The sequence below is a fragment of the Nonomuraea sp. CA-141351 genome (assembly GCF_050944675.1).
Lineage (GTDB): Bacteria > Actinomycetota > Actinomycetes > Streptosporangiales > Streptosporangiaceae > Nonomuraea.
The window spans coordinates 1,256,860-1,277,047 of the sequence record NZ_CP191982.1 but is presented as its reverse complement, the minus strand read 5'-3'; the positions used below and the strand labels follow the sequence as shown (position 1 = coordinate 1,277,047).

Genomic DNA, 20,188 nt, shown 5'->3' with positions numbered 1-20,188 from the left:
GATTCTGCCGAATGTTGATCACGACCTGGTCAACGCGAAGTCCTTGATCCGCAGGTCGCCCTTGAACACGACGTACAGGTTGCCGGTGCCCGCCTTGACGGAGGCGGTCGCCGTACCCCACTGGTAGATCCCGCCGGTGGCCGGCACCTGGACGGTCCCCAGCAGGGCGCCGGTCGGCGAGCCCGAGCGCAGCTCGATGGCGCCGCCGCTCACCGACGACACCCCGGCCGTGAAGCGGGCGCCGAAGGAGGCGCGGGTGAAGGAGATCCAGTCCCCCGCCGACCCTTCCACGGCCTCGCCGCCGGCCTTCGTCTCGTCCGCGAACGCCACGCCCGAGTAGTCGTCGAAGTCCATGGCCCGCGTGGTCCTGGCCAGGTCGCGCACGGGGATGGTCTCGCCGGACACGCGCAGGGTCGTGGACAGGCGGATCTTGTCCGAGGACGAGCCGACGAGGACGTCGTGGGTGGCGCTCTCGACGGCCCACTTGCCCCGGGTGTAGTCCCAGACCGCCAGGTCCGACTTCTTCAGCGTGAAGGTCACGGTACGGGTCTCGCCCGGGTTCAGCGTGACCCGCTGGAACCCGCGCAGCTGCTTGACCGGCTGCTGGAAGCGGGACTCGTGCTGGTGGGTGTAGAGCTGGACCACCTCGTCGCCCTTCACCTTGCCGGTGTTGGTGACCTTCACGCTCACCTTGTCGCCCTTGACGGTCAGTCCCTGGTAGCCGAACGAGGTGTAGCTCAGGCCGTGCCCGAACGCGTAGAGCGGCTTGTCCTTCCCGTACAGGTACGTCATCCCGGTCTTGGCCAGGTCGTAGTCGTAGATGCTCGGCAGGTTGTCACTGGCGGGCCAGGTCTGGGTGAGCCGGCCGGTCGGGTTGACGGCGCCGAAGAGCACGTCCGCGACGGCGTGACCGGTCTCCGCGCCCGCGTGCGTGGTCCACAGCAGGTTCGGGGCGTCCACGACGACCGGGTAGCTGGTCTCGAGGACGACGACCGTGCGCGGGTTCGCCTTGCGCACGGCCTCGATCAGCCGCCGCTGCCCCTCGCCGAGCTGCAGGTTGGCCCGGTCGTGGAACTCACGCGCCGCGACGAACGGGTGGCTGCCCACCACGACGACCGCCACCTCGGCCTTGGCGGCCTGCGCGGCGGCCGCGGCGACGCCGTCGGAGACGACCTCCTTGCCGAACTTGGCCGCCTGCGCCTTGGGGGCCAGGCCGAGCGTTCCGTCGGCGGAGACGGTCACGTACGGGTCCGGCAGGCCGTACCAGCCCTCCATGTTCTCGTAGCCGGCGTACCTGATCAGGTAGCTGCCGTCGGACTGGCGTTCCAGGGAGAACTGCTGCTGGACGTACCAGCCGTTGGGCTGGTCGTCGTCGGTGTCGAGCGAGCGCCAGTCACCGCCGAGCAGCTTGCCGTTGCCCGCGTTGCGCAGGGTGGACACGCCGCCGGTCCAGTCGGTCAGGTCCCACTGGGAGGCCGCGGTGGGTGCCGCGTCGACCAGGGCCGCGTTGTCGTCGGGCCCGGTGCCGGTGGCGGTGATGTACTTGCCGGAGGACAGGTGCTTGAGCGCGATCCGCTCCAGGCCCGCGCCGGTGCTGACGTCGGCGACGCGCTCCTTGATGCCGTCGAGCGGCGTGACCTGGTACGGCAGTTTGCCCGCGTACCAGTCGCTGTACAGCCCCCCGGCCAGCGGCCCGACCACGGCCGCCGACTTCGGCGAGCTCAGCGGCAGCACGCCGTTGTTCCTGAGCAGCACCGCCGCCTTGCCCGCCGCTTCCCGGTTGAGCCTCTGGTTCGCGGCGCTGTTGATCACGTCCTTGGTGATCTTCTTGTACGGCCCGCCGTCCGGGTCGAAGTGCCCCAGCCGGGTGCGGATGGTCAGGACGTCACGCACGGCCCTGTCCACGTCGGCCTGGGTGATGAGCCCCTGGTCGAGCGCGGCCGTGAGCTGCTCGGCCAGCGGCCCGGCGTTGCTGTCGTCGATGGTGTAGCTGTCGAGCCCGGCCTTGAGCACCGCGGCGAACGCCTCGGGCTTGTTGTCGTAGTACTTCTCCAGCTCGGTGAGCGCGTACGGCCCCCAGGCGTCGCTGACGTTGTAGAGCGTCTTGTCCGTCCACGACCTGACCGTGGTGCCGAGGTCGGGGTTGACGTGGTTGGGCCGCCCGTTGACCAGGTTGTACGACGCCATGACCCCGGTCGCGGCGTTGGCCGAGATGGCCGCCTTGAACGCCTGCTCGTAGTACTCGTGCTTGAGCTTGGGCGTCAGGTTGGAGGAGCTGGTTCCGCGGTTGGTCTCGTTGTTGTACGCGAGGAAGTGCTTCAGCACGGGTGCGGTCTTCAGGTAGAAGGGATCGTCACCCTGCAGGCCCTTGCCGTAGGCGGTGGAGATGGCCCCGGTCAGGAGGGGGTCCTCCGAGTAGCCCTCCTCGTTGCGGCCCGCCCGCGGGTCCCGCAGCAGGTCCACGACGGGCGCCCACACCTGGAGGCCCCACAGGGCCGGGTCCACGGCGTTGTAGCCGCGGACCTCGTCCCCGACTGCCGACCCGACCTTCTTGATCAGTGCCGGGTCCCACGTGCTGGCCAGCCCCACGGCCTGCGGGAACACGGTGCCGCTCGCGAACTTCTGGCTCCACTTGTCGTTGAGGTCGTTGGACCAGCCGACGCCGTGCAGCGCCTCGGTGCCGTTCTTGTGGTACGCGATGCCCAGCCGCGGGATGGCCGCCTGCGACTGGTGCAGCAGCCCCAGCTTCTCCTGGAGCGTCAGCCGGCCGAGCAGGTCGTCGACCCGCTGCTCCACCGGCAGGCTCGGGTTCTGGAACGGGTAATCAGCGGCCTGGGCGGCAGGCGCCGCCAGCAGCGAGGCCGCCAGGGTGAGGGTGGCTAATAACGGGATCTTTCGCATAAAGGGGTTCTCCATCACTTGATGGCGCCGACCGTCACACCTCGGGTCAGCGTGCGTTGGAAGATCAGGAAGAAGGCGATCGCCGGCACGATGCCGAGCAGGGCCGAAGCGCTGGACGTGGTGGCGTCCATGTACTTCTCGCCCTGCAGGACACCGAGCGCGACGGGCACCGTCTGGGTGTCGTTCGAGATCAGGAAGATCAGCGGGAGGAAGAACTCGTTCCAGGTCCAGATGAAGAAGAAGATCAGCAGGACGTTGAGGGTGGGCCGGCTGATCGGCACCACGATCCGCAACAGAGACCGCAGCCGCCCCGCGCCGTCGATCGCCGCCGCCTCCAGGATCTCCTTCGGGAACTGGCCCAGCACCGCGCTCAGCAGGTACGTGCCGAACGCCGCCTGGATCACCGACATGACGATGATCACGGCCAGCTGTGTGTCGTACAGCCCGACGGCCTTGGCCAGGTAGTACAGCGGGTAGGCCAGCGCCTCCTGCGGCAGCGTGTTGGCCACCAGGAACAGCACCAGGATCGACAGGCGGCCCTTCACCCGGCCGATGCCCAGCGCGTACGCGTTGAGCACCGACAGCACGACGGCGAGCACCGCAACGGAAGCGCTGATCAGGAAGCTGTTCCAGAGCTTCGTGCCGAACTCGACCCGGTTCCAGAAGTCGACGATCCCCTGGAGGTAGAGCCCGTCGGGCAGGCTCAGCGGGCCCTGCGAGCTGTACTCAGCCGGCGACTTGACCGCGTTGATCGCCACGATCGCGAACGGGAACACCATCACGACCGCCAGGACGACCAGCGCGAACAGCACCGCCCAGCGTCCGGGCCCCCTCATTGCTCACGCTCCTGGACGCGCAGGAACAGGAACGTCACCACAATGATGATCACGGCCAGCACGGTCGCGATGGCGGAGCCGTACCCGACGTTGCTCTTCTGGAAGAAGTTCAGGTACGAGAAGTACGACGGGACCATGGTGGCGTTGCCCGGGCCGCCCCGCGTCAGCACGAAGATCGGCCCGAACACCTTCAGCGCGGCGATCGTGCACGTCAGCAGCACCACGAAGATCTCCGGCCGGATCTGCGGCAGCGTGATGTGCCAGAACCGGCGCCACCACGAGGCCCCGTCTATCTCGGCCGCCTCGTAGTAGGCCGGGTCCACGCGCTGCAGCCCGGCCATGAAGATCACGACCGGGTAGCCGAGCTGGAACCAGACCATGACCGCCATGACCGTGGCCAGCGCCAGGTCGGGATCGCCGAGCCAGTCGAGGTCCAGGCCGAAGATCTCGTTGACCGCGCCGTACGACGGGTGCAGCATCCAGCCCCACACCACGCCGGCCACCGCCACCGGCAGCACCTGCGGCAGGTAGTACATGGCCCGCAGCGCGGAGGCCGTACGCGGCCCGAACCGCTTGGCGATGTAGTCGAACAGGGCGGCCGCCAGCACGAGGCCGATCGCGGTGGGCACGATGGCCATGGCCACGATCAGCCCCACGTTGTGCTGGAACGACTCCCAGAACCGCTCGTCCTTCAGCAGCCTGACGTAGTTGTCGAACCCGATCCACCTGGGCGTGCCCACCCCCGACCAGCGGGTGAAGCTCGCGCCCACGTTCATGAGGAACGGCACGACGATGACCACCAGGAACAGCAGCAGGCTGGGGGTCAGGTAGAGCCAGTACCCCCTCGTGCGCACTCTCATCTAGTTGCCAATGTCGGCGAGGTTGTCCTCATACGGCTTGGCGATCTCGTCCAGCACCGCGGCAGAGGTCTTGCTGCCGTTGATGAGCTCCTGCACCCCGGCGACCAGCACGTCGTAATAGCCGGGCGCGGGCCAGTCGGGGTAGAAGGCCAGACCGTCCTGACTGGTGAGCTTGTTGAACGTCTCGATGAGCTCCTTGCTCTTGGCATCGGTGATCGCGTCCGGGTCGGCGGCCACGGGGACACCGCCGGAGTTGCCCAGGAGGTTCTGGATGTCCTTGCTCATCGTGATGTCGATGAAGTCGTAGGCCAGGTCCTTGTTCTCCGACTTCTCGGGCACGACCCAGAGGTTGCCGCTGGAGCCCGGGGCCATCGTGGCGCCCGGGAAGAGGAAGTGGTCCCACTCGAACTTCTTGATCTCCGAGGCGAAGCGGCCGTACCACCAGCTACCGCTGATCATCATGGGGAACTTGCCGTTGATGAACGCCACGCCCATGTCCTCGGCCTTGAGCCCTGAGGAGTTCTTGGCGATGTAGCCCTTCTTCACCCAGTCGGCGAACGTGTCGGCGCCGTAGGTGAACTCAGGGCCGTGGAAGTCCACCTTGCCCTTGTAGGACTGGAAGGCGTCCAGCCACGGCTTCTGCGCCTTGGTCAGCGCGAGCTGGTAGAAGATCTGCTGGGCGGGGTACTCGGCGCCGGCGGTGTCGAGGGGGGTCACCCCTGCCTTGACGAACGTGTCCATCGCGGCCGTGAACTGCTCGAACGTCGTCGGCACCTGGACCTTGTACTTGTCGAACAGGTCCTTGTTGTAATAGACCATCACGAACTCGCCGTAGTTCGGCACGCCGTACCACTTGCCGGAGCCCATGACGCCACGGTCGTCGTACTTGGCGGTGGTCTGCAGGCCGCCGGGCAGCAGCTTGTCCCAGCCGCGCTTGGTGGCCTCCTCGCTCAGGTCGGTGAGCAGGCCCTGCTTCGACAGCAGACCGGCGGTGGCGTTGCCCTTGTTGTACTCCATGATGTCGGGCGCCTCATCGGAGTTGAGCACCATGCTGGCCGTCTTCTGGATGTTCTCGAAGCCCTTCGCCTCGAACTTGACGGTCACGTTCGGGTGCGAGGCCTCGAACTTCTTGATCGCTTCGGCCCACGCCTTGCCCATGGCGCCGTCGGCCGCCTCGTAGTGCCAGAGCTTGAGCGTGCGCGGCTGACTGCTGTTCTGGGCAGCCGGGGTCTCCGACCCTCCCGAACCGCACGCCGACAGAACCAGGACCGCGGCGGCCAGCACCACCGCGGCTCTTGACTTGACCATGATCCCTCCAGGGGGGTGTTACGAGATGACGGCCCGTACGGGAGCTCCGGCCACCGGGGCGATCTCGACCCCGGTGACGCGCTTCGGGCCGGTGACGGCGACACGCAGCACGTCGCCGTCCGTGGTGGCGACGGCGATCGTCACGCCGTCCTCGTCGTGGATTTCCGCGGTCGCGTCGCCGCCCCCGAAGGCGACGAGAGTGATCTCGGCCGGCACGTCCACCGTGTCTCCTGGTGTGGTGACCGGGATGAGCGCGCCGTGCCGTACGAAGAGGGGGATCTGGTCGAGCGGCTTACCGACCGTGATGTAGCGGGCGCCTTCGAGCACCTCACCCGTCCAGTAGTCGACCCACGCGCCGCGCGGCAGGTACACCCTCCTGGTGCCCTCGGGCGCGGTCATGGGGGCGACGAGCAGGTCGCGGCCCAGCAGATACTGCAGGTCGGCCTGCCAGGCCACCGGGTCGTCCGGGTAGTCCACGCACATCGCCCGCATCATGGGCGCGCCGGTGCGCGCGGCCTCGACGGCCGCCGAGTAGATGTACGGCATCAGCCGGTAACGCAGCTTCAGAGCGTCGACGGCCGGCTCCTCGACGGCGGGGAACTCCCACGGCTCGCGGGTGGTCGTGCCGTGCAGGCGCAGCAGCGGGGAGAGCGCGCCGAACTGGGTCCAGCGCACGTACAGGTCGTCGGTGGGCCTGCCGGTGAAGCCGCCGGCGTCGTGGCTCCAGAACGGCACGCCGGACAGACCGTGCGCGAGGCCGCCCCTGATCGTGCTGCCCATGGCGGCGTAGCTGGTGTAGGTGTCGCCGCCCCACTGGGCGCTGTGGCGCTGGCCGCCGAGGTACGAGGAGCGCGCCCAGACGAGGTCGTGGCCGTGGACATCGCGGGTGACGGCGGAGACGGCGTCGTTGAACAGCAGGGTGTAGACGTTGTGCAGGTCGGTGCCGATCATGCCGTTGAAGGCGACCGAGTCGGCGGGCACGCCCTCGGCGAAGTCGGTCTTGAACGCGTCCACGCCCTGGCGCAGCAGGTCTCTCAGCAGCCCGGTGAACCACTCGACGGCCCGCGGGTTGGTGAAGTCCACGATCCCGCACGGCGGGAAGGAGCCGTGCCAGCAGTCGGCGACGTAGGTCTCACCCGACTGATTTTTCAAGAAATATCCGGCTTGATCGCCCTCGGAGAAGGCGGGGCTCAGGTGGGAAATATACGGATTCATCCACAGGCAGACCCTGAACCCCATGTCCTTCAACTCGGCCAGCATCCCCTCGGGGTCGGGGAAGTTCACGGGGTCCCATCGCAGATCCGACCAGTGCCCGTCGGTTTGCCAGTACGTGTCCAGGTGCAGCACGTCGCACGGGATGCCGCGCTCCCTGATCGTCCGCGCCCTGGCCAGCACCCGCTCCTGGCTGTCCACGCAGAACCCGGACGAGATCCAGGTCCCGAACGCCCACTTCGGCGGCAGCGACGGGCGGCAGGTCAGCAGGTCATAACGGTCCAGGACGTCGGAGGGCGTCGGCCCCGCGATCACGTAGTAGTCCATCACGTCGTCGGGCACGATGATCTGCACGACGCTGTGCGTGGACTGGCACACGTCGAACTCGGTCGGGGCCCCGCTGTCGACGAGGACGCCGTAGCCGCCGCTGGAGACGTACAGGGGGATGTTCTTGTACGCCCGCTGCGACTCGGCGCCGAACGCGTCGAAGTTCCACATGAGCGGGCGCTGGCCGCGCTTGTCCAGCCGCGTGAACGACTCACCGAAACCGGCGAAGGCCTCGTCGGGGGCGGCGGCGAAGCTCTCGTGGTAGGCGACGGGGACGCCGTTGGAGCTGGAGCGGCCGAAGGGGAGCGTACGCAGCCGTCCGCTGATGTCGGTGTGCCCGCGATCCTGCTCGACCAGCGTCTTACCGGCGGCGTCGGTGAAGCGCAGATGCCACGGCGCCAGGCTGATCTCGGCCCGCAGCGAGCCCGCGTCCACGACGATCGGCTCCCCTGGCTCGACCCCGGCACGTGCCCCTGGATACGTGCCGGGGGTCACCAGCGAGATGGCCCCTTCCGAGCGCGGCCTGGCGGTCGCGTCCTCCGACAGCCGCACCCGGATGACTCCCTCACCGGCCACTCCCACCTGGACGACCAGCGTCTCCTCCGCCGTGGTGACCGCTTTCACCATCACCTCGGCACCGTCGGCCGCGACCAGTTCCGCGGCGGTCACCGCCGACAGACCACCCTCGCCTCGTGCGCGAACCGGAAGCTCGGGCGGGTCCGCGACGAAGTACTCGTGCGTGACCAATGGGGGGCGATAGGGCATGGAAGCTCCTTTGAACGGCTGCGCCAACTCGTGAATTAGTTTGCTGTCCATACCAACAAACGTCAACGGTCAGCGGCCCACTTCGTCCAACCCCACCGCCCTCGAGCACCGCGCGCGGGACGATCACGTACCCAGCTCAAGAACGAGTCTTCATCGGTTGTAGAGCCTCCGTGCCCACAGGTATCCGGCCAGGGCGATGACCGCGCTCCAGACGGCCGCCTCCACGAAGCTGGAGCCGGCCTGGCCGCGGACGCAGGCGGTGAACTGTTCGGCGGCGCGGCGGTAGGGCAGCCGGGCGGTGGCGGTGCGCCAGACGATGATGTCGGCGGCGCCACCCTTGCCCCGTACCTTGGCGTGGCGGTTGCGCAGATCCAGCTTCTCGACGTCGAGGATCTCTTCAGCGCTGGCGGCGGTCTCGTATAGCGAGCATCCGAAGCAGCGTCTTGTCGCGCGGCGGCAGTTCCGGCCGGGCCGGCAGCGCCTGCAGGTGGGGCGGTCGGGGGTGCGGGGCGGGCGGCGGATGCGCCGCAGGTAGGGGGGCCTTATGTCTATAACTCGTTAGCAGAGGTAATATTCTAGGCGTGAGCCTATCGGATCTACCTGAGTCCTTGATCTCCGTCATATCCGGCATCCAGCGTCTTGTCCGGCGCAAGCTGCGCCCCGGTGTGACAGGTCCGCGGCTGTCCGGCGCCCAGGTCGAGCTGCTGCGCCTGGTCGCCGCCACACCCGGCATCGGGGTGTCCGCCGCGGCCAAGGAGCTGTATCTGGCGGGCAACTCGGTGTCCACGATGGTCAACCAGCTCACGGCCGCCGGGCTGCTGCACCGCGAGCCCGGCCACGAAGACCGCCGCTCCGCGCGGCTACTGCCGACCCCGCAGGGCGAGGCCCGGCTGCGCGACTGGCGCGAACGCCGCGCCGCGCTCGTCCGCGCGCACGTCGACCGGCTCGACGAGACCGACAAGCAGGCGCTCGCCGCCGCGGTTCCCGCCCTCCGCAGACTCGCCGACGGCTTGCGCGAGGAGGTGGCCCGGCCATGAGTGACGCCCTGACCTGCGACGGTCCACGGAAGGAGGTTGGCGAGCCATGAGTGACGCCCTGACCTGTGACGGCCTGCGCTATTCCTTCGGCCAGACCAGAGCCGTCGACGATCTGGACCTCTCGGTCACGTCCGGCGAGATCTTCGGCCTGCTCGGCCCGAACGGCGCCGGCAAGACCACCGCCATCCGCTGCGTGACCACGCTCCTGCCGGTCCAGCCCGGCATGGTCCGGGTCTTCGGCCGCGACGCGGCCACCGAGCCGATGGCCGTGCGCCGCCTGCTCGGCTACGTCCCGCAGCAGCTGTCGGCGGACGGCCGCCTCACCGGCCGCGAGAACGTGTCCCTGTTCGCACGGGTCTTCGACGTCCCCCGCCGCGAGCGCGCCGCCCGCGTCGCCCAGGCGCTGGAGGCGGTCGGGCTCGCCGACGTCGCCGACCGGCTCGCCGAGACGTACTCCGGCGGCATGGTGCGCCGGCTGGAGCTGGCCCAGGCGCTGGTCAGCGCGCCACGGCTGCTCATCCTGGACGAGCCGACGATCGGGCTCGACCCCATCGCCCGGGCGGGCGTGTGGGAGCACATCCAGGCGGTACGCGCCGCCGTCGGCATGACGGTCCTGGTCACCACCCACTACATGGACGAGGCCGACCAGTACTGCGACCGGGTGGCGCTCATGCACCAGGGACGCGTCCGGGCGGTCGGCACGTCCGAACAGCTCACCGAGGAGCTGCGCGCCCGTCGCGGCGACGATTCCACGCCGACGCTGGAGGACGTCTTCAGGGATGTCGCCGGCAGCGGCCTCCACGAGGAAGGAGGTGAGTTCCGCGATGTCCGGCGTACCCGCAACACCGCCTCCCGCGTCGGCTGACCGCCCACGCGGCACGGGGCTCGACCTGCTCACCACCCCACCGCCCGAGCGCGCGCGATGGCGCGTCCTGCCCGCCAGGGTGATCGCGATGTGCGTGGTGGAGCTGCAGAAGCTCCGTCATGACCGCACCGAGCTGTACACCCGCGCGATCCAGCCGGCCCTGTGGCTGCTGGTCTTCGGCGAGACCTTCACCCGTATCCAGGCGATCCCGACGAACGGCGTGCCGTACCTCGACTACCTGGCTCCCGGGATCATCGCGCAGTCCACGATGTTCATCGCCATCTTCTACGGCATCCAGATCATCTGGGAGCGCGACTCGGGTGTCCTGACGAAGCTGCTGGTCACGCCCACCCCGCGGTCGGCGCTGGTCACCGGCAAGGCGTTCGCGGCCGGGGTGAAGGCGGTGATCCAGGCCGTCGTGGTGATCGCCATCGCGGCGCTGCTGGGCGTGGCCATGACGTGGAACCCGCTGCGGCTGGCCGGGGTGATCGTCGTCGTGGTGCTCGGCTCGGCGTTCTTCTCCTGCCTGTCGATGTCGATCGCCGGGATCGTCCTGACGCGCGACCGCCTGATGGGCATCGGCCAGGCCATCACCATGCCGCTCTTCTTCGCCTCCAACGCCCTCTATCCCACCACCGCCATGCCCGCCTGGCTGCAGGCCATCAGCACGGTGAACCCGCTCAGCTACCAGGTCGACGCCCTGCGCGGCCTGCTGCTCGGCACGCCCGCGCACCTAACGCTGGACGCCGCCGTCCTGCTGGCTGCCGCCGTGCTCGGCATCGCGGCCGCCTCCCGCCTGCTACGCCGCCTCGCCCGCTGAAACCCACGCCTGCCGGCGGCCGAAGATCGAGATGGCCGAAGCGCCTGGAGCCGAATGACGACCGTCAAATACCCCACGCCGCTGCACGAGCGCGTACTCGCTGAAGTGCTGGCCGACCTCCGCGCCGACCCCAATGTGCGGGGTGTGATGCTGGGCGGGTCACTCTCCCGCGGAACCGCACGCCGCGATTCCGACCTGGACGTCTACGCGGTCACCGCAGAGGACGACGGCGACGCTCGCTGGCGCCGCCAGGACCGCCTGCTGCCCGTCGACCTGCTGGCGTACACAGCCGAGGTCTGGAGGGCGCGCTTCTCCCCAGACCGCGTAGGGGATGAGTCGTGGGGATACGCGTTCCTGGACGGCGTGGTGCTGAGCGACCCGGACGGAGTCGTCGCCCAGCTCCGCATCGACGCGGCAGAGATCCACGCGTCCTACCGCGTTCCGGCGCACATCAGGGCCCACTACGCGGGGCTGTGGGAGCATCTGCGCCCCAAGATGCTGGCCGTGCTCCATCGCGACGATCCAACCGAGATCGGCTGGGCGGCGGCCGTGATGACCAACGAGGTGGTCCGGACCGTCTGGGCCGCGAACGACCTGCCCAACCCCTCCCTTGACCTGGGCACCTTCCAACGGCACCTGGACGATCTCACCGTCCCTCCCGACGCTCCTGACCGGCTGCGCGCCATCCTCCAGGCCCCGCGCAAGCAGGCGCTGCGACTACAGCTGGACCTGCTCGCGCTGGTCGAACCACACCTGCCGCTCGCTCCCTGACCGCGCCACGTGTAGGCCACGCGGTCTCTGGCATGGTCTCATCGTTGAGACCAACTGAAGCGTTGGTATCAGCACATGGCCTTCATGGCCCTCATTCGTGTATTGGTCTCACGAATGAGACTTAAGGAGCCGTGTCCCGGGGGCCGCGGCGGCCAGGACGCCTCGAGAACGGGCTACAGACCCAGGGAGGTGGAAAGGTCGGCCTTCAGGGCGGCGAGATCGTCCGCGGCGCGCGAACGGGCCTCCGCCACCTCGCCCGTCACCGGAATGACGACCTCCAGGTAGCACTTCAACTTGGGCTCCGTACCCGAAGGGCGGACCACCACGCGGGCGTCGCCCGCCAGCCGGTACCGCAGCCCGTCTGTCGGCGGCAGGCCCCCGTCGCCCTTCGTCAGGTCGTCCGTACGCACGACCGCCCGGCCGCCCAGTTCGGACGGGGGATGGGCGCGCAGGCGGGTCATGGCGTCGGTGATCAGGGACAGGTCGCTCACGCGGAAGGAGAGCTGCGAGGTCGCGTGGAGGCCGTAGCGGCGGGCCTGGTCGTCCAGGAGGTCCAGCAAGGTACGGCCCGAGCGCTTGGCCGCCGCGGCGATGCCGGCCACCGTGAGGGCCGCCCCGATGCCGTCCTTGTCACGGACAGGGAGGCCCGCGTCGGAGCCCACGCTGTAGCCGATGGCCTCCTCGTAGCCGAAGACCAGCCCAGGACCCGCCTTGATGATCCACTTGAAGCCGGTCAGCGTCTCGCCGTAACGGACCCCGTGCGCTTGGGCGATCTTGCTCAGGAGGGTCGAGGAGACGATGGTGGTGGCGACCATGCGGTCGCCGGTGGTGTGGGTGATCACGTGCTCGGCCAGCAGGCCCCCGGCCTCGTCCCCGGTCAGCATGCGGCACGTCCCGTCCGGCAGCGGCACCCCCACCGCGCACCTGTCGGCGTCCGGGTCGTTGGCCAGGACCAGGTCGGCGTTCAGCTTGGCGGCCAGCGCGATGGTCAGGTCCATCGCCCCTGGCTCCTCCGGGTTGGGGAAGGAGACCGTGGGGAAGTCGGGGTCGGGGTTGCGTTGTTCCTCGACGGCCACCGGGTTCTCGAAGCCGGCGGCGAGGAAGGCGCCCGTGAGCGTGGCGCCGCCGACCCCGTGCAGGGGCGTGTACGCCACGCGCAGGTCGCGGGCGTCGCCCAGGGGCAGGGACGTCACGGCGGAGATGTAGTCGTCGACGATGCTCTCGCCCAGCTCCGTCAGCGTGCCGGGACCGTGCAGGGGAAGCAGGTCGACGCGGCCCACGGTGTCGATGGCGACCGAGATCTCGCGGTCGATGGGGGGCACGATCTGGGAGCCGTCGCCCCAGTAGACCTTGTAGCCGTTGTCCCGCGGCGGATTGTGGCTGGCCGTGACCGTCACCCCGGCGTCCGCGCCGAGGTGCCGTACGGCGAAGGCCAGGACGGGGGTGGGCAGCGGGCCGGGCATGAGCGAGGCGTGCAGTCCGGCGCCCGTCAGCACGGCGGCCGTGTCGCGGGCGAAGACGTCGGATTTGTGGCGGGCGTCGTAGCCGATGATCACGTGCTTGCCCGGGCCCAGCACCTTGGCCAGGCCGGCGGCGGCGCGCATGACGGTGACGCGGTTCATCCGGTTGGGGCCCGCCCCCAGCTCGCCGCGCAGGCCCGCCGTGCCGAACTCCAGCTTCGCCCCGAAGCGGTCCTGCAGCGCCGGGAGGTCCCAGCGTTCGAGCAGGTGGGAGAGCTCCGCCCGGGTCTCCGGGTCCGGGTCCTGGGCCAGCCACTCCCTGACGGCCCGTTCAAGCATCACAGGCCCTCCTTCGTCAGGCCTGTGATGAGCATGCTGTGTCCATTGGTTCGCTCGCTACGCTCACTCACAGCTTGTCCACCACCTTGGCCAGGAGGACCCCCATGCGGGCAGCTGTGGCGCGGCCGACCTCCAGGACCTCCTCGTGGTTGAGCGGCTCGCCCGACAGTCCCGCGCCCGGATTGGTGACCAGGGAGACGCCGAGCACCTCCAGGCCGGCCTCGCGGGCGGCGATGGCCTCCAGGACGGTGGACATACCTACCATGTCGCCGCCCAGCGTGCGCAGCATGCGGATCTCGGCCGGCGTCTCGTACGTGGGCCCGCGGAAGGCCACGTAGACCCCCTCGGCCAGGCTCGGCTCGATCTCGTGCACCAGCTCGCGCAGGCGGCGCGAGTAGACCTCGGTGAGGTCGATGAACGTGGTGCCGGTGATCGGGTTGGCCCCGGTCAGGTTGATGTGGTCGCTGATCAGGACCGGGTCGCCGACGTTCTGCGTCTCGGGGCGCAGGCCGCCGGCGGCGTTGGTGAGCACGAGCGTGCGCACGCCGGCCGCCGCCGCCGTGCGTACGCCGTGCACGACCGCGTCCACCCCGAGCCCTTCGTACAGGTGCGTGCGCCCGAGGAACACCAGCGCGTGCCGCTCCGCCGAGGTGCGCACGACGCGGATCTTGCCGCCGTGCCCCGCCACGGCGGGCGCGCGGAAACCGGGCAGGTCGGTGAACGGCACCTCGCTCACCGTCTCGCCGATCGCGTCGGCGGCGGGCACCCACCCCGACCCCATGACGAGTGCCACGTCGAAGGTGTCGAGGCCGGTCGCGTCCCGAAGGGCCGCGGCCGCCTCGGAGGCCAGGGTGTATGCGTCGATGGTCACAGCTCAGTAGTTTAGGAGCAGCCTGTCCAGCACCCGCACCCCGAACTGCAGGGCGTCCACCGGCACCCGCTCGTCCACACCGTGGAACATCGAGGCGAAGTCCATGTCGGCGGGAAGCCGCAGCGGCACGAACCCGAACCCGCGCACCCCGAGGTCGGCGAAGAACGTCTTGTTGTCGGTGCCGCCCGACATGCAGTACGGGATCGCGCGCGCCGCCGGGTCCTCGGCCTTCAGCGCCGCGATCATCGACTCGACCAGCGCCCCGTCGAACGAGGTCTCCAGCGCGATGTCGTGGTGCACGAACTCCCGCCGCACCTTCGGCCCGAGCAGCGAGTCGACCGTCTTGAAGAACTCCTCCTCGAACCCCGGCAGGAACCGCCCGTCGATCACCGCCGTGGCCTGGCCGGGGATGACGTTCGACTTGTAGCCGGCGTTGAGCTGGGTCGGGTTGACCGTGTTGCGCAGCGTCGCGCCGACGAAGCGCACGAGCGGCCCGATCTTGTCCAGGACCGGCCGCGGGTCGTCCTCGTCGAACGGGATCCCGAACGCGTCCGCGACCTCGGTGAGGAACTGCCGCACGGTCGGCGTGTAGGTGAGCGGCCAGTCGTGGTCGCCGATCCTGGCCACCGCCTTGGCGACCTCGGTGACGGCGTTGTCGGAGTTCAGCATCGAGCCGTGCCCCGCCGTGCCGTCGGCGATGAGCTTCATCCAGGCCAGGCCCTTCTGGGCGGTCTCGATGAGGTAGAGCCGCAGCGACGGGTCGACCTCCAGCGAGTAGCCGCCGACCTCGCTGATCGACTCGGTGACGCCCTCGAACAGCTCGGGGTGGTTCGCGGTGAGGTACTTGGCGCCGTACACGCCGCCGGCCTCCTCGTCGGCCACCCACGCGAACACGATGTCCCGGCGCGGCTTGCGTCCCTCGCGCTTCAGCTGGCGCAGCACGGCCAGCATCATCGCGTCCATGTCCTTCATGTCCACGGCGCCGCGGCCCCAGATGTAGCCGTCGCGCACCTCACCGCCGAAGGGGTCGACGGACCAGTCGTCGGCGTTGGCGGGCACCACGTCCAGGTGCCCGTGTACGAGCAGCGCGGGCAGTGAGGGGTCGCTGCCCTCGACGCGGGTGATCACGTTGCCGCGGCCTGGCTCGCTCTCGATGTACGTGGACTCGATCCCGACCTCGGCCAGCCTGGCCATGACGACCTCGGCCGCGGCCCGCTCGCCGGGTCCGCTGCCGTCCCCGTAGTTGCTGCTGTCGGCGCGAATCAGCTCCACGCAGAGGTCGGCGACTTCTTTCTCGGCGGGTGTCATGGCGTTTTCTCCCAACGGTGATCCAACGTGAGCAGTCCGGACTTATGGAGATGACCGCGCTTGTAGGCACGGGTGATCAGGGTGAGGTCGCTGTCGGTGATCTCGTCGTACTGTCCGACGACGCGGGTCATGAAGCGGTAGAGGTCGGCCTCGTGCGCGGCCACGACCTGCACGATCAGGGAGTGATTGCCCGAGGTGGCGGCGCAGTAACGCACGTCAGGGTGCGCGGCCAGCCGCTGGCCGACCAGGTCCAGCGCGTACGGCCGGACCTTCAGCCAGAGCATGGCCTCGACCTCGAGCCCGAGCAGCGCGGGCTCCACCTCGGCGCGGGGCAGCAGCAGCCGCCGCTCGATCAGCGAGGTCACCCGCCTGCGCGCGGTCGGCACGGAGATGTCGAGGCGCTCGGCGACGGTGGTGAAGGCGATCCTGCCGTCGGCGGCGAGCAGCCGGGCGATCTCCTCCTCCAGAGGTGACAGGCCCTCCTCGTCGGGCAGTCCCTCGGGGGCCGGCGTCGGCCGCAGCTCGGCCACCTCCTGCTCGCTGAGGTACGGCGCGTGCCACTCGGCCACGGTCCTGAACGTGTGGAGCACGACTTGAGCCTGCGTCTGCCGCACACCGTCGATCTCGGAGACCTGCGTGGACAGGATGTGGTGCAGCTGCTCGCGGGACGGCGAGACCAGCTCGCAGCCGATGTCGGCGGCCCCGGTCAGCGCGTAGACCGATCGCGTGTCGGGCCGGTCGGCCAGCGCCTCGGCCACCTTGCCCGCCGTGCCGGGGCGCACCTGGACGTGGAGGTGCACCGGACGCCCGTGCCCGGTGCGCAGGTCGTCGTAGATGGCCGTGACCCGCACGATGCCCTCGGAAATCAGGCGCTGCAGCCTCCTGGCGACCGTGCGCTCATGCTCGCCGACAGCCCTGCCGATCTCGCCCCACGAGGCGCGCGGGCTGACTTGGAGCGCGGCGACGAGGCGCCGGTCGAGAACATCCACCTGCAACCTGTTCTGTGTCGGGTTTGTAAATATCTGGCCAGAGATTTGACTGTTTCGGTCGTCCAACTGCACAGTAAGCCATCTCCGCACTTTGCAGCAAAGGAGCCCCCCGTGGCGACCTCCCCCGTGGCACATTCGCCAGTCGGCATCCCCAAGAGCCGCGTCCGCCAGCTCATGGCGGCCAGCATCGGCAACGTCGTCGAGTGGTACGACTGGTACGCCTACACGTTCCTCGCGACGTACTTCTCCGCCCAGGTCTTCCCCAAGAGTGTCGGCGGCCTGGTGGCGCTGCTGAGCGCCTACGGCGTGTTCGCGGTGGGCTTCTTCATGCGCCCGCTGGGCGGCCTGCTGGTCGGCGCGTTCGCCGACCGGTTCGGGCGCAAGGCCGCGATGACGTTCACGATCGTGCTGATGGGAGCGGGATCGCTGCTGCTGGGCGTGACTCCGACGTACGAGTCCGTGGGCATCCTGGCGCCGATCATCCTGACCCTCGCCCGCCTCATCCAGGGCCTGTCGGTCGGCGGTGAGTTCGCCGCCGCGACCACGTTCCTGGTGGAGTCGGCCCCGCCCGGGCGGCGCGGCCTGTTCTCGAGCTTCCAGTACGTCAGCACCACCATCGGCCAGCTCGTGGCCTCCGGGCTGGCCGCGCTGCTCGCCTCGGGCCTCGCCGAGGAGAACATGGGCTCGTACGGCTGGCGCATCCCGTTCATCGTGGGCGCGCTCATCAGCCTCGTGGGCCTGTGGATCCGCAAGGGCGCCGACGAGACCTCGGCCGTGGCGGAGGAGATCCAGCGCGGCGAGGTCAAGCGGCCGCGCCTGTTCGAGTTCCTGGTGAGCTACCCCAAGGCGGCCGCCACGATCGTCGGCATCACTGTCGCGGGCACCGTGGCGTACTACACCTGGACGAGCTTCCTGCCGATCTACGCGCAGATCACGGTCAAGTTCGACGCGGCGGAGTCGCTCAAGGTGGGCACGATCTCGCTATTCTTCTTCATGCTGCTCCAGCCGCTGCTCGGCCTGCTGTCGGACCGCATCGGGCGCAAGCCCATGCTGATCACCTTCGGCGTCGCCTTCGTGGTGCTGCCGGTGCCGCTGCTCGGCATGCTGTCCAACTCGTTCGTCAGCCTGCTGGCCGTGCAGCTGATCGGCATGCTGTTCCTCGGCTGCTTCACCTCGATCTCCGCCGCGGTGAACTCCGAGCTCTTCCCGACCAGGGTGCGCGCGGCCGGGGCGGGCTTCCCGTACTCGCTGACCGTGGCGCTCTTCGGCGGCACCGCGCCGCTGATCGGCACCGCGCTCAAGGACGCCGGGAACGTGCAGGTGTTCCCGTACTACATGTCGGCGCTGGCGCTGATCTCGACGCTGGTCTACATCTTCGTGCTCAAGGAGACCAAGGACCAGCCGCTGAGCTAACCGCCGTAAGAGGTGCAGGGGCGCTCCCGCAGCTCCTTGACGTAGTCGTCGGGGGCGCCCGCCCGCTCGGCCGCCTCGGCCAGGCTGCCGAGGTAGCGGGCCGAGGGCAGGCCGCCCTCGTAGCCGTCGAGCACGTAGAACCAGGCCACGACCTCGCCCTCGAGGGTCTGCACGCGCAGCCGCACCTTGTGGTAGGCCCCGCGCACCGCGCCCTCCCACTGGTCGAGCGAGGTCTCCTCCCAGTCGGGCACGTCGTAGAGCACCACGAACACGTGCTCGCCGGGATCCTCCACGATCGTGGCGACCGCGCCGTCCCAGGCGAGGTCATATCCGCCGAACGTCAACCGCCAGCCGGTCAGCCAGCCGTTACCCCAGATCGGAGAGTGCGGGGCACGCATGGCCATCTGCTCCGGGTCCATGTTCGAGCCGTACGCGGCATAAAGCCGAAGATCACTCGGCTTGCCTGAAGGACCTGAAAGCCACACCACGATCCACCCCTCTCACCGGGTGCCGCTCGTCATCCAGCTACCGCGCCATCCTGTCACGCTGGACAGCCGTCTCGGTCCATCGGCTTCAGACCGAAGGACGACGTGTCATCCTTCGTCACCAAAGCTCCATGCCCTCTCTTGACACCCGATGGGCCAGTTGCAGCCTTACCGAGCTCATGCGGGACAATGGGTTATGTGACGAGGATCGTGATCATTGGTGGCGGACCAGGCGGCTACGAGGCGGCGCTGGTGGCCGCCCAGCTAGGCGCGCAGGTCACGATGGTCGAGCAGGACGGCCCGGGTGGCGCGTGCGTGCTGACCGACTGCGTGCCGTCCAAGACGCTGATCGCTACCTCGGTCCGTAAGCAGGCCCTGCTCGACGCGCCGTCGCTGGGCATCTCCTTCGACGGGGGGCCCGACGGCGAGGCAGGCACGGTCGGCATCGATCTTCCCCTGGTCAACAAGCGAGTGAAAGAGCTGGCCCAGGCCCAGTCGGCCGACATCGCCACGCGGGTGGAGGCCGAGGGCGTCGAGATCATCAGGGCGCGCGGCCGGCTGGTCGATCCGCAGGTGGTCAAGGCGGGCGACCGTACGATCAGGGCCGATGTGGTGATCGTGGCCACCGGCGCGACGCCGCGCGTGATGCCCACCGCCGAGCCCGACGGCGAGCGCATCCTCACCTGGCGCCAGCTTTATGACATCGAAGAGCTGCCCGAGCATCTGATCGTGGTCGGCTCGGGCGTGACGGGCGCGGAGTTCGCGGGCGCGTACCGCTCGCTGGGGTCGGAGGTCACTCTGGTCTCCAGCCGCGACCGGATGATGCCCAACGAGGACGCCGACGGCGCCGAGGTGCTCGAAGAGGTCTACCGCCGCCGCGGCATGAACGTCATGGGCCGTTCGCGTGCCGCCGGCGTCAAGCGCACGGCCGACGGCGTGGTCGTGACCCTGGAGGACGGCCGCACGGCCGAGGGGTCCCACGCGCTGATGACGGTCGGCATGATCCCCAACACCGCGGGCATCGGTCTGGAGGAGGCCGGGATCCAGCTCGACAAGGGCGGCTTCGTCAAGGTCGACAAGGTCTCGCGCACATCCGCGCCCGGCGTCTACGCGGCCGGCGACTGCACGGGCGTGCAGATGCTGGCCTCGGTGGCCGCCATGCAGGGGCGCATCGCGGTCTGGCACGCGCTCGGGGAGGCCGTCCAGCCGCTGCGGCTGGCCACGGTGGCCTCCAACATCTTCACCGACCCGGAGATCGCGGCGGTCGGCGTCGCGCAGCGGGTGATCGAGGCGGGCGAGGTCGAGGCGAACGTGGTCAAGCTGCCGCTGGCCACCAATGCCCGGGCGAAGATGCAGGGGTTCAACGACGGGTTCGTCAAGCTGTTCTGCCGGCCGCACACCGGGATCGTGCTGGGCGGCGTGGTCGTGGCGCCGCGGGCTTCCGAGCTGATCCTGGCGGTGTCGGTGGCGGTGCAGCAGCGCCTGACCGTCGACCAGCTCGCCCACACGTTCGCCGTTTACCCGTCGATGTCCGGGTCGATCACTGAGGCGGCCCGCCGCCTGATGCAGCCGGGCGTGGCCATCTGACCTGTTCCTCCCGCCGAGGTGTGGCGGAGTGGGG

Annotated in this window: 16 protein-coding genes; 6 read left to right on the top strand and 10 right to left on the bottom strand. The window is 69.3% G+C overall.

Annotation, left to right across the window (positions count from 1 at the left end; translation table 11 throughout):
• Positions 1 to 18 precede the first annotated feature (18 nt).
• Genes ACQPWU_RS06575 through ACQPWU_RS06555 form a run of 5 tightly spaced genes read right to left on the bottom strand, consistent with a single transcriptional unit; the run spans position 19 to position 8,209 of the window.
• Positions 19 to 2,901 carry a glycoside hydrolase family 3 C-terminal domain-containing protein gene (locus ACQPWU_RS06575; protein ID WP_433437655.1) on the bottom strand — a complete coding sequence of 961 codons (2,883 nt, stop codon included), beginning with the start codon at positions 2,899 to 2,901 and terminating at the stop codon, positions 19 to 21.
• A 14-nt stretch (positions 2,902 to 2,915) separates the two neighbouring features.
• Positions 2,916 to 3,737 (bottom strand): carbohydrate ABC transporter permease, encoded by an 822-nt coding sequence (locus ACQPWU_RS06570; RefSeq protein WP_433437653.1) that lies wholly within the window; start codon positions 3,735 to 3,737, stop codon positions 2,916 to 2,918.
• Positions 3,734 to 4,597, bottom strand: coding sequence for a carbohydrate ABC transporter permease (locus ACQPWU_RS06565; protein ID WP_433437652.1), 864 nt, complete (start codon positions 4,595 to 4,597; stop codon positions 3,734 to 3,736). Before ACQPWU_RS06565 ends, ACQPWU_RS06570 begins: the two co-directional genes overlap by 4 nt.
• Positions 4,598 to 5,905 (bottom strand): ABC transporter substrate-binding protein, encoded by a 1,308-nt coding sequence (locus ACQPWU_RS06560; protein WP_433437650.1) that lies wholly within the window; start codon positions 5,903 to 5,905, stop codon positions 4,598 to 4,600.
• Positions 5,906 to 5,923: 18 nt separating this feature from the next.
• A complete protein-coding gene (locus ACQPWU_RS06555) occupies positions 5,924 to 8,209 on the bottom strand; it encodes a TIM-barrel domain-containing protein (protein WP_433437648.1) in 2,286 nt (761 codons plus the stop codon).
• A 581-nt stretch (positions 8,210 to 8,790) separates the two neighbouring features.
• Between ACQPWU_RS06555 and ACQPWU_RS06550 the strand changes: the two genes are divergently transcribed.
• Genes ACQPWU_RS06550 through ACQPWU_RS06535 form a run of 4 tightly spaced genes read left to right on the top strand, consistent with a single transcriptional unit; the run spans position 8,791 to position 11,702 of the window.
• A complete protein-coding gene (locus tag ACQPWU_RS06550) occupies positions 8,791 to 9,246 on the top strand; it encodes a MarR family winged helix-turn-helix transcriptional regulator (RefSeq protein ID WP_433437647.1) in 456 nt (151 codons plus the stop codon).
• A gap of 46 nt (positions 9,247 to 9,292) precedes the next feature.
• On the top strand, positions 9,293 to 10,111 hold the full coding sequence (locus ACQPWU_RS06545) for an ABC transporter ATP-binding protein (protein ID WP_433437646.1): 819 nt from the start codon (positions 9,293 to 9,295) through the stop codon (positions 10,109 to 10,111).
• Positions 10,071 to 10,931 carry an ABC transporter permease gene (locus tag ACQPWU_RS06540; RefSeq protein WP_433437644.1) on the top strand — a complete coding sequence of 287 codons (861 nt, stop codon included), beginning with the start codon at positions 10,071 to 10,073 and terminating at the stop codon, positions 10,929 to 10,931. Before ACQPWU_RS06545 ends, ACQPWU_RS06540 begins: the two co-directional genes overlap by 41 nt.
• A 54-nt stretch (positions 10,932 to 10,985) precedes the next feature.
• Positions 10,986 to 11,702, top strand: a complete 717-nt coding sequence (locus ACQPWU_RS06535) for a nucleotidyltransferase domain-containing protein (protein ID WP_433437643.1) — start codon at positions 10,986 to 10,988, stop codon at positions 11,700 to 11,702.
• A 173-nt stretch (positions 11,703 to 11,875) separates the two neighbouring features.
• Here the strand turns inward: ACQPWU_RS06535 and ACQPWU_RS06530 are convergent, their stop codons facing one another.
• The 4 genes from ACQPWU_RS06530 to ACQPWU_RS06515 form a co-directional block, all read right to left on the bottom strand.
• A complete protein-coding gene (locus ACQPWU_RS06530) occupies positions 11,876 to 13,501 on the bottom strand; it encodes a phospho-sugar mutase (protein ID WP_433445167.1) in 1,626 nt (541 codons plus the stop codon).
• A 67-nt stretch (positions 13,502 to 13,568) separates the two neighbouring features.
• Complete coding sequence (locus ACQPWU_RS06525; RefSeq protein WP_433437641.1) at positions 13,569 to 14,372, bottom strand: purine-nucleoside phosphorylase; 804 nt, start codon at positions 14,370 to 14,372, stop codon at positions 13,569 to 13,571.
• 3 nt (positions 14,373 to 14,375) lie between these two features.
• On the bottom strand, positions 14,376 to 15,680 hold the full coding sequence (locus ACQPWU_RS06520) for a M20/M25/M40 family metallo-hydrolase (protein ID WP_433437639.1): 1,305 nt from the start codon (positions 15,678 to 15,680) through the stop codon (positions 14,376 to 14,378).
• Positions 15,677 to 16,669 carry an Lrp/AsnC family transcriptional regulator gene (locus tag ACQPWU_RS06515; RefSeq protein WP_433437638.1) on the bottom strand — a complete coding sequence of 331 codons (993 nt, stop codon included), beginning with the start codon at positions 16,667 to 16,669 and terminating at the stop codon, positions 15,677 to 15,679. The genes ACQPWU_RS06520 and ACQPWU_RS06515 overlap by 4 nt, the downstream gene beginning before the upstream one ends.
• 111 nt (positions 16,670 to 16,780) lie before the next feature.
• Between ACQPWU_RS06515 and ACQPWU_RS06510 the strand changes: the two genes are divergently transcribed.
• A complete protein-coding gene (locus tag ACQPWU_RS06510; protein WP_433437637.1) occupies positions 16,781 to 18,082 on the top strand; it encodes an MFS transporter in 1,302 nt (433 codons plus the stop codon).
• Here ACQPWU_RS06510 and ACQPWU_RS06505 read toward each other — a convergent pair.
• A complete protein-coding gene (locus ACQPWU_RS06505; protein ID WP_433445166.1) occupies positions 18,079 to 18,567 on the bottom strand; it encodes a gamma-glutamylcyclotransferase in 489 nt (162 codons plus the stop codon). The two genes, ACQPWU_RS06510 and ACQPWU_RS06505, sit on opposite strands and share 4 nt — an antisense overlap.
• Positions 18,568 to 18,765: 198 nt before the next feature.
• Between ACQPWU_RS06505 and ACQPWU_RS06500 the strand changes: the two genes are divergently transcribed.
• Positions 18,766 to 20,154 carry an NAD(P)H-quinone dehydrogenase gene (locus ACQPWU_RS06500; RefSeq protein WP_433437636.1) on the top strand — a complete coding sequence of 463 codons (1,389 nt, stop codon included), beginning with the start codon at positions 18,766 to 18,768 and terminating at the stop codon, positions 20,152 to 20,154.
• Positions 20,155 to 20,188 lie beyond the last annotated feature (34 nt).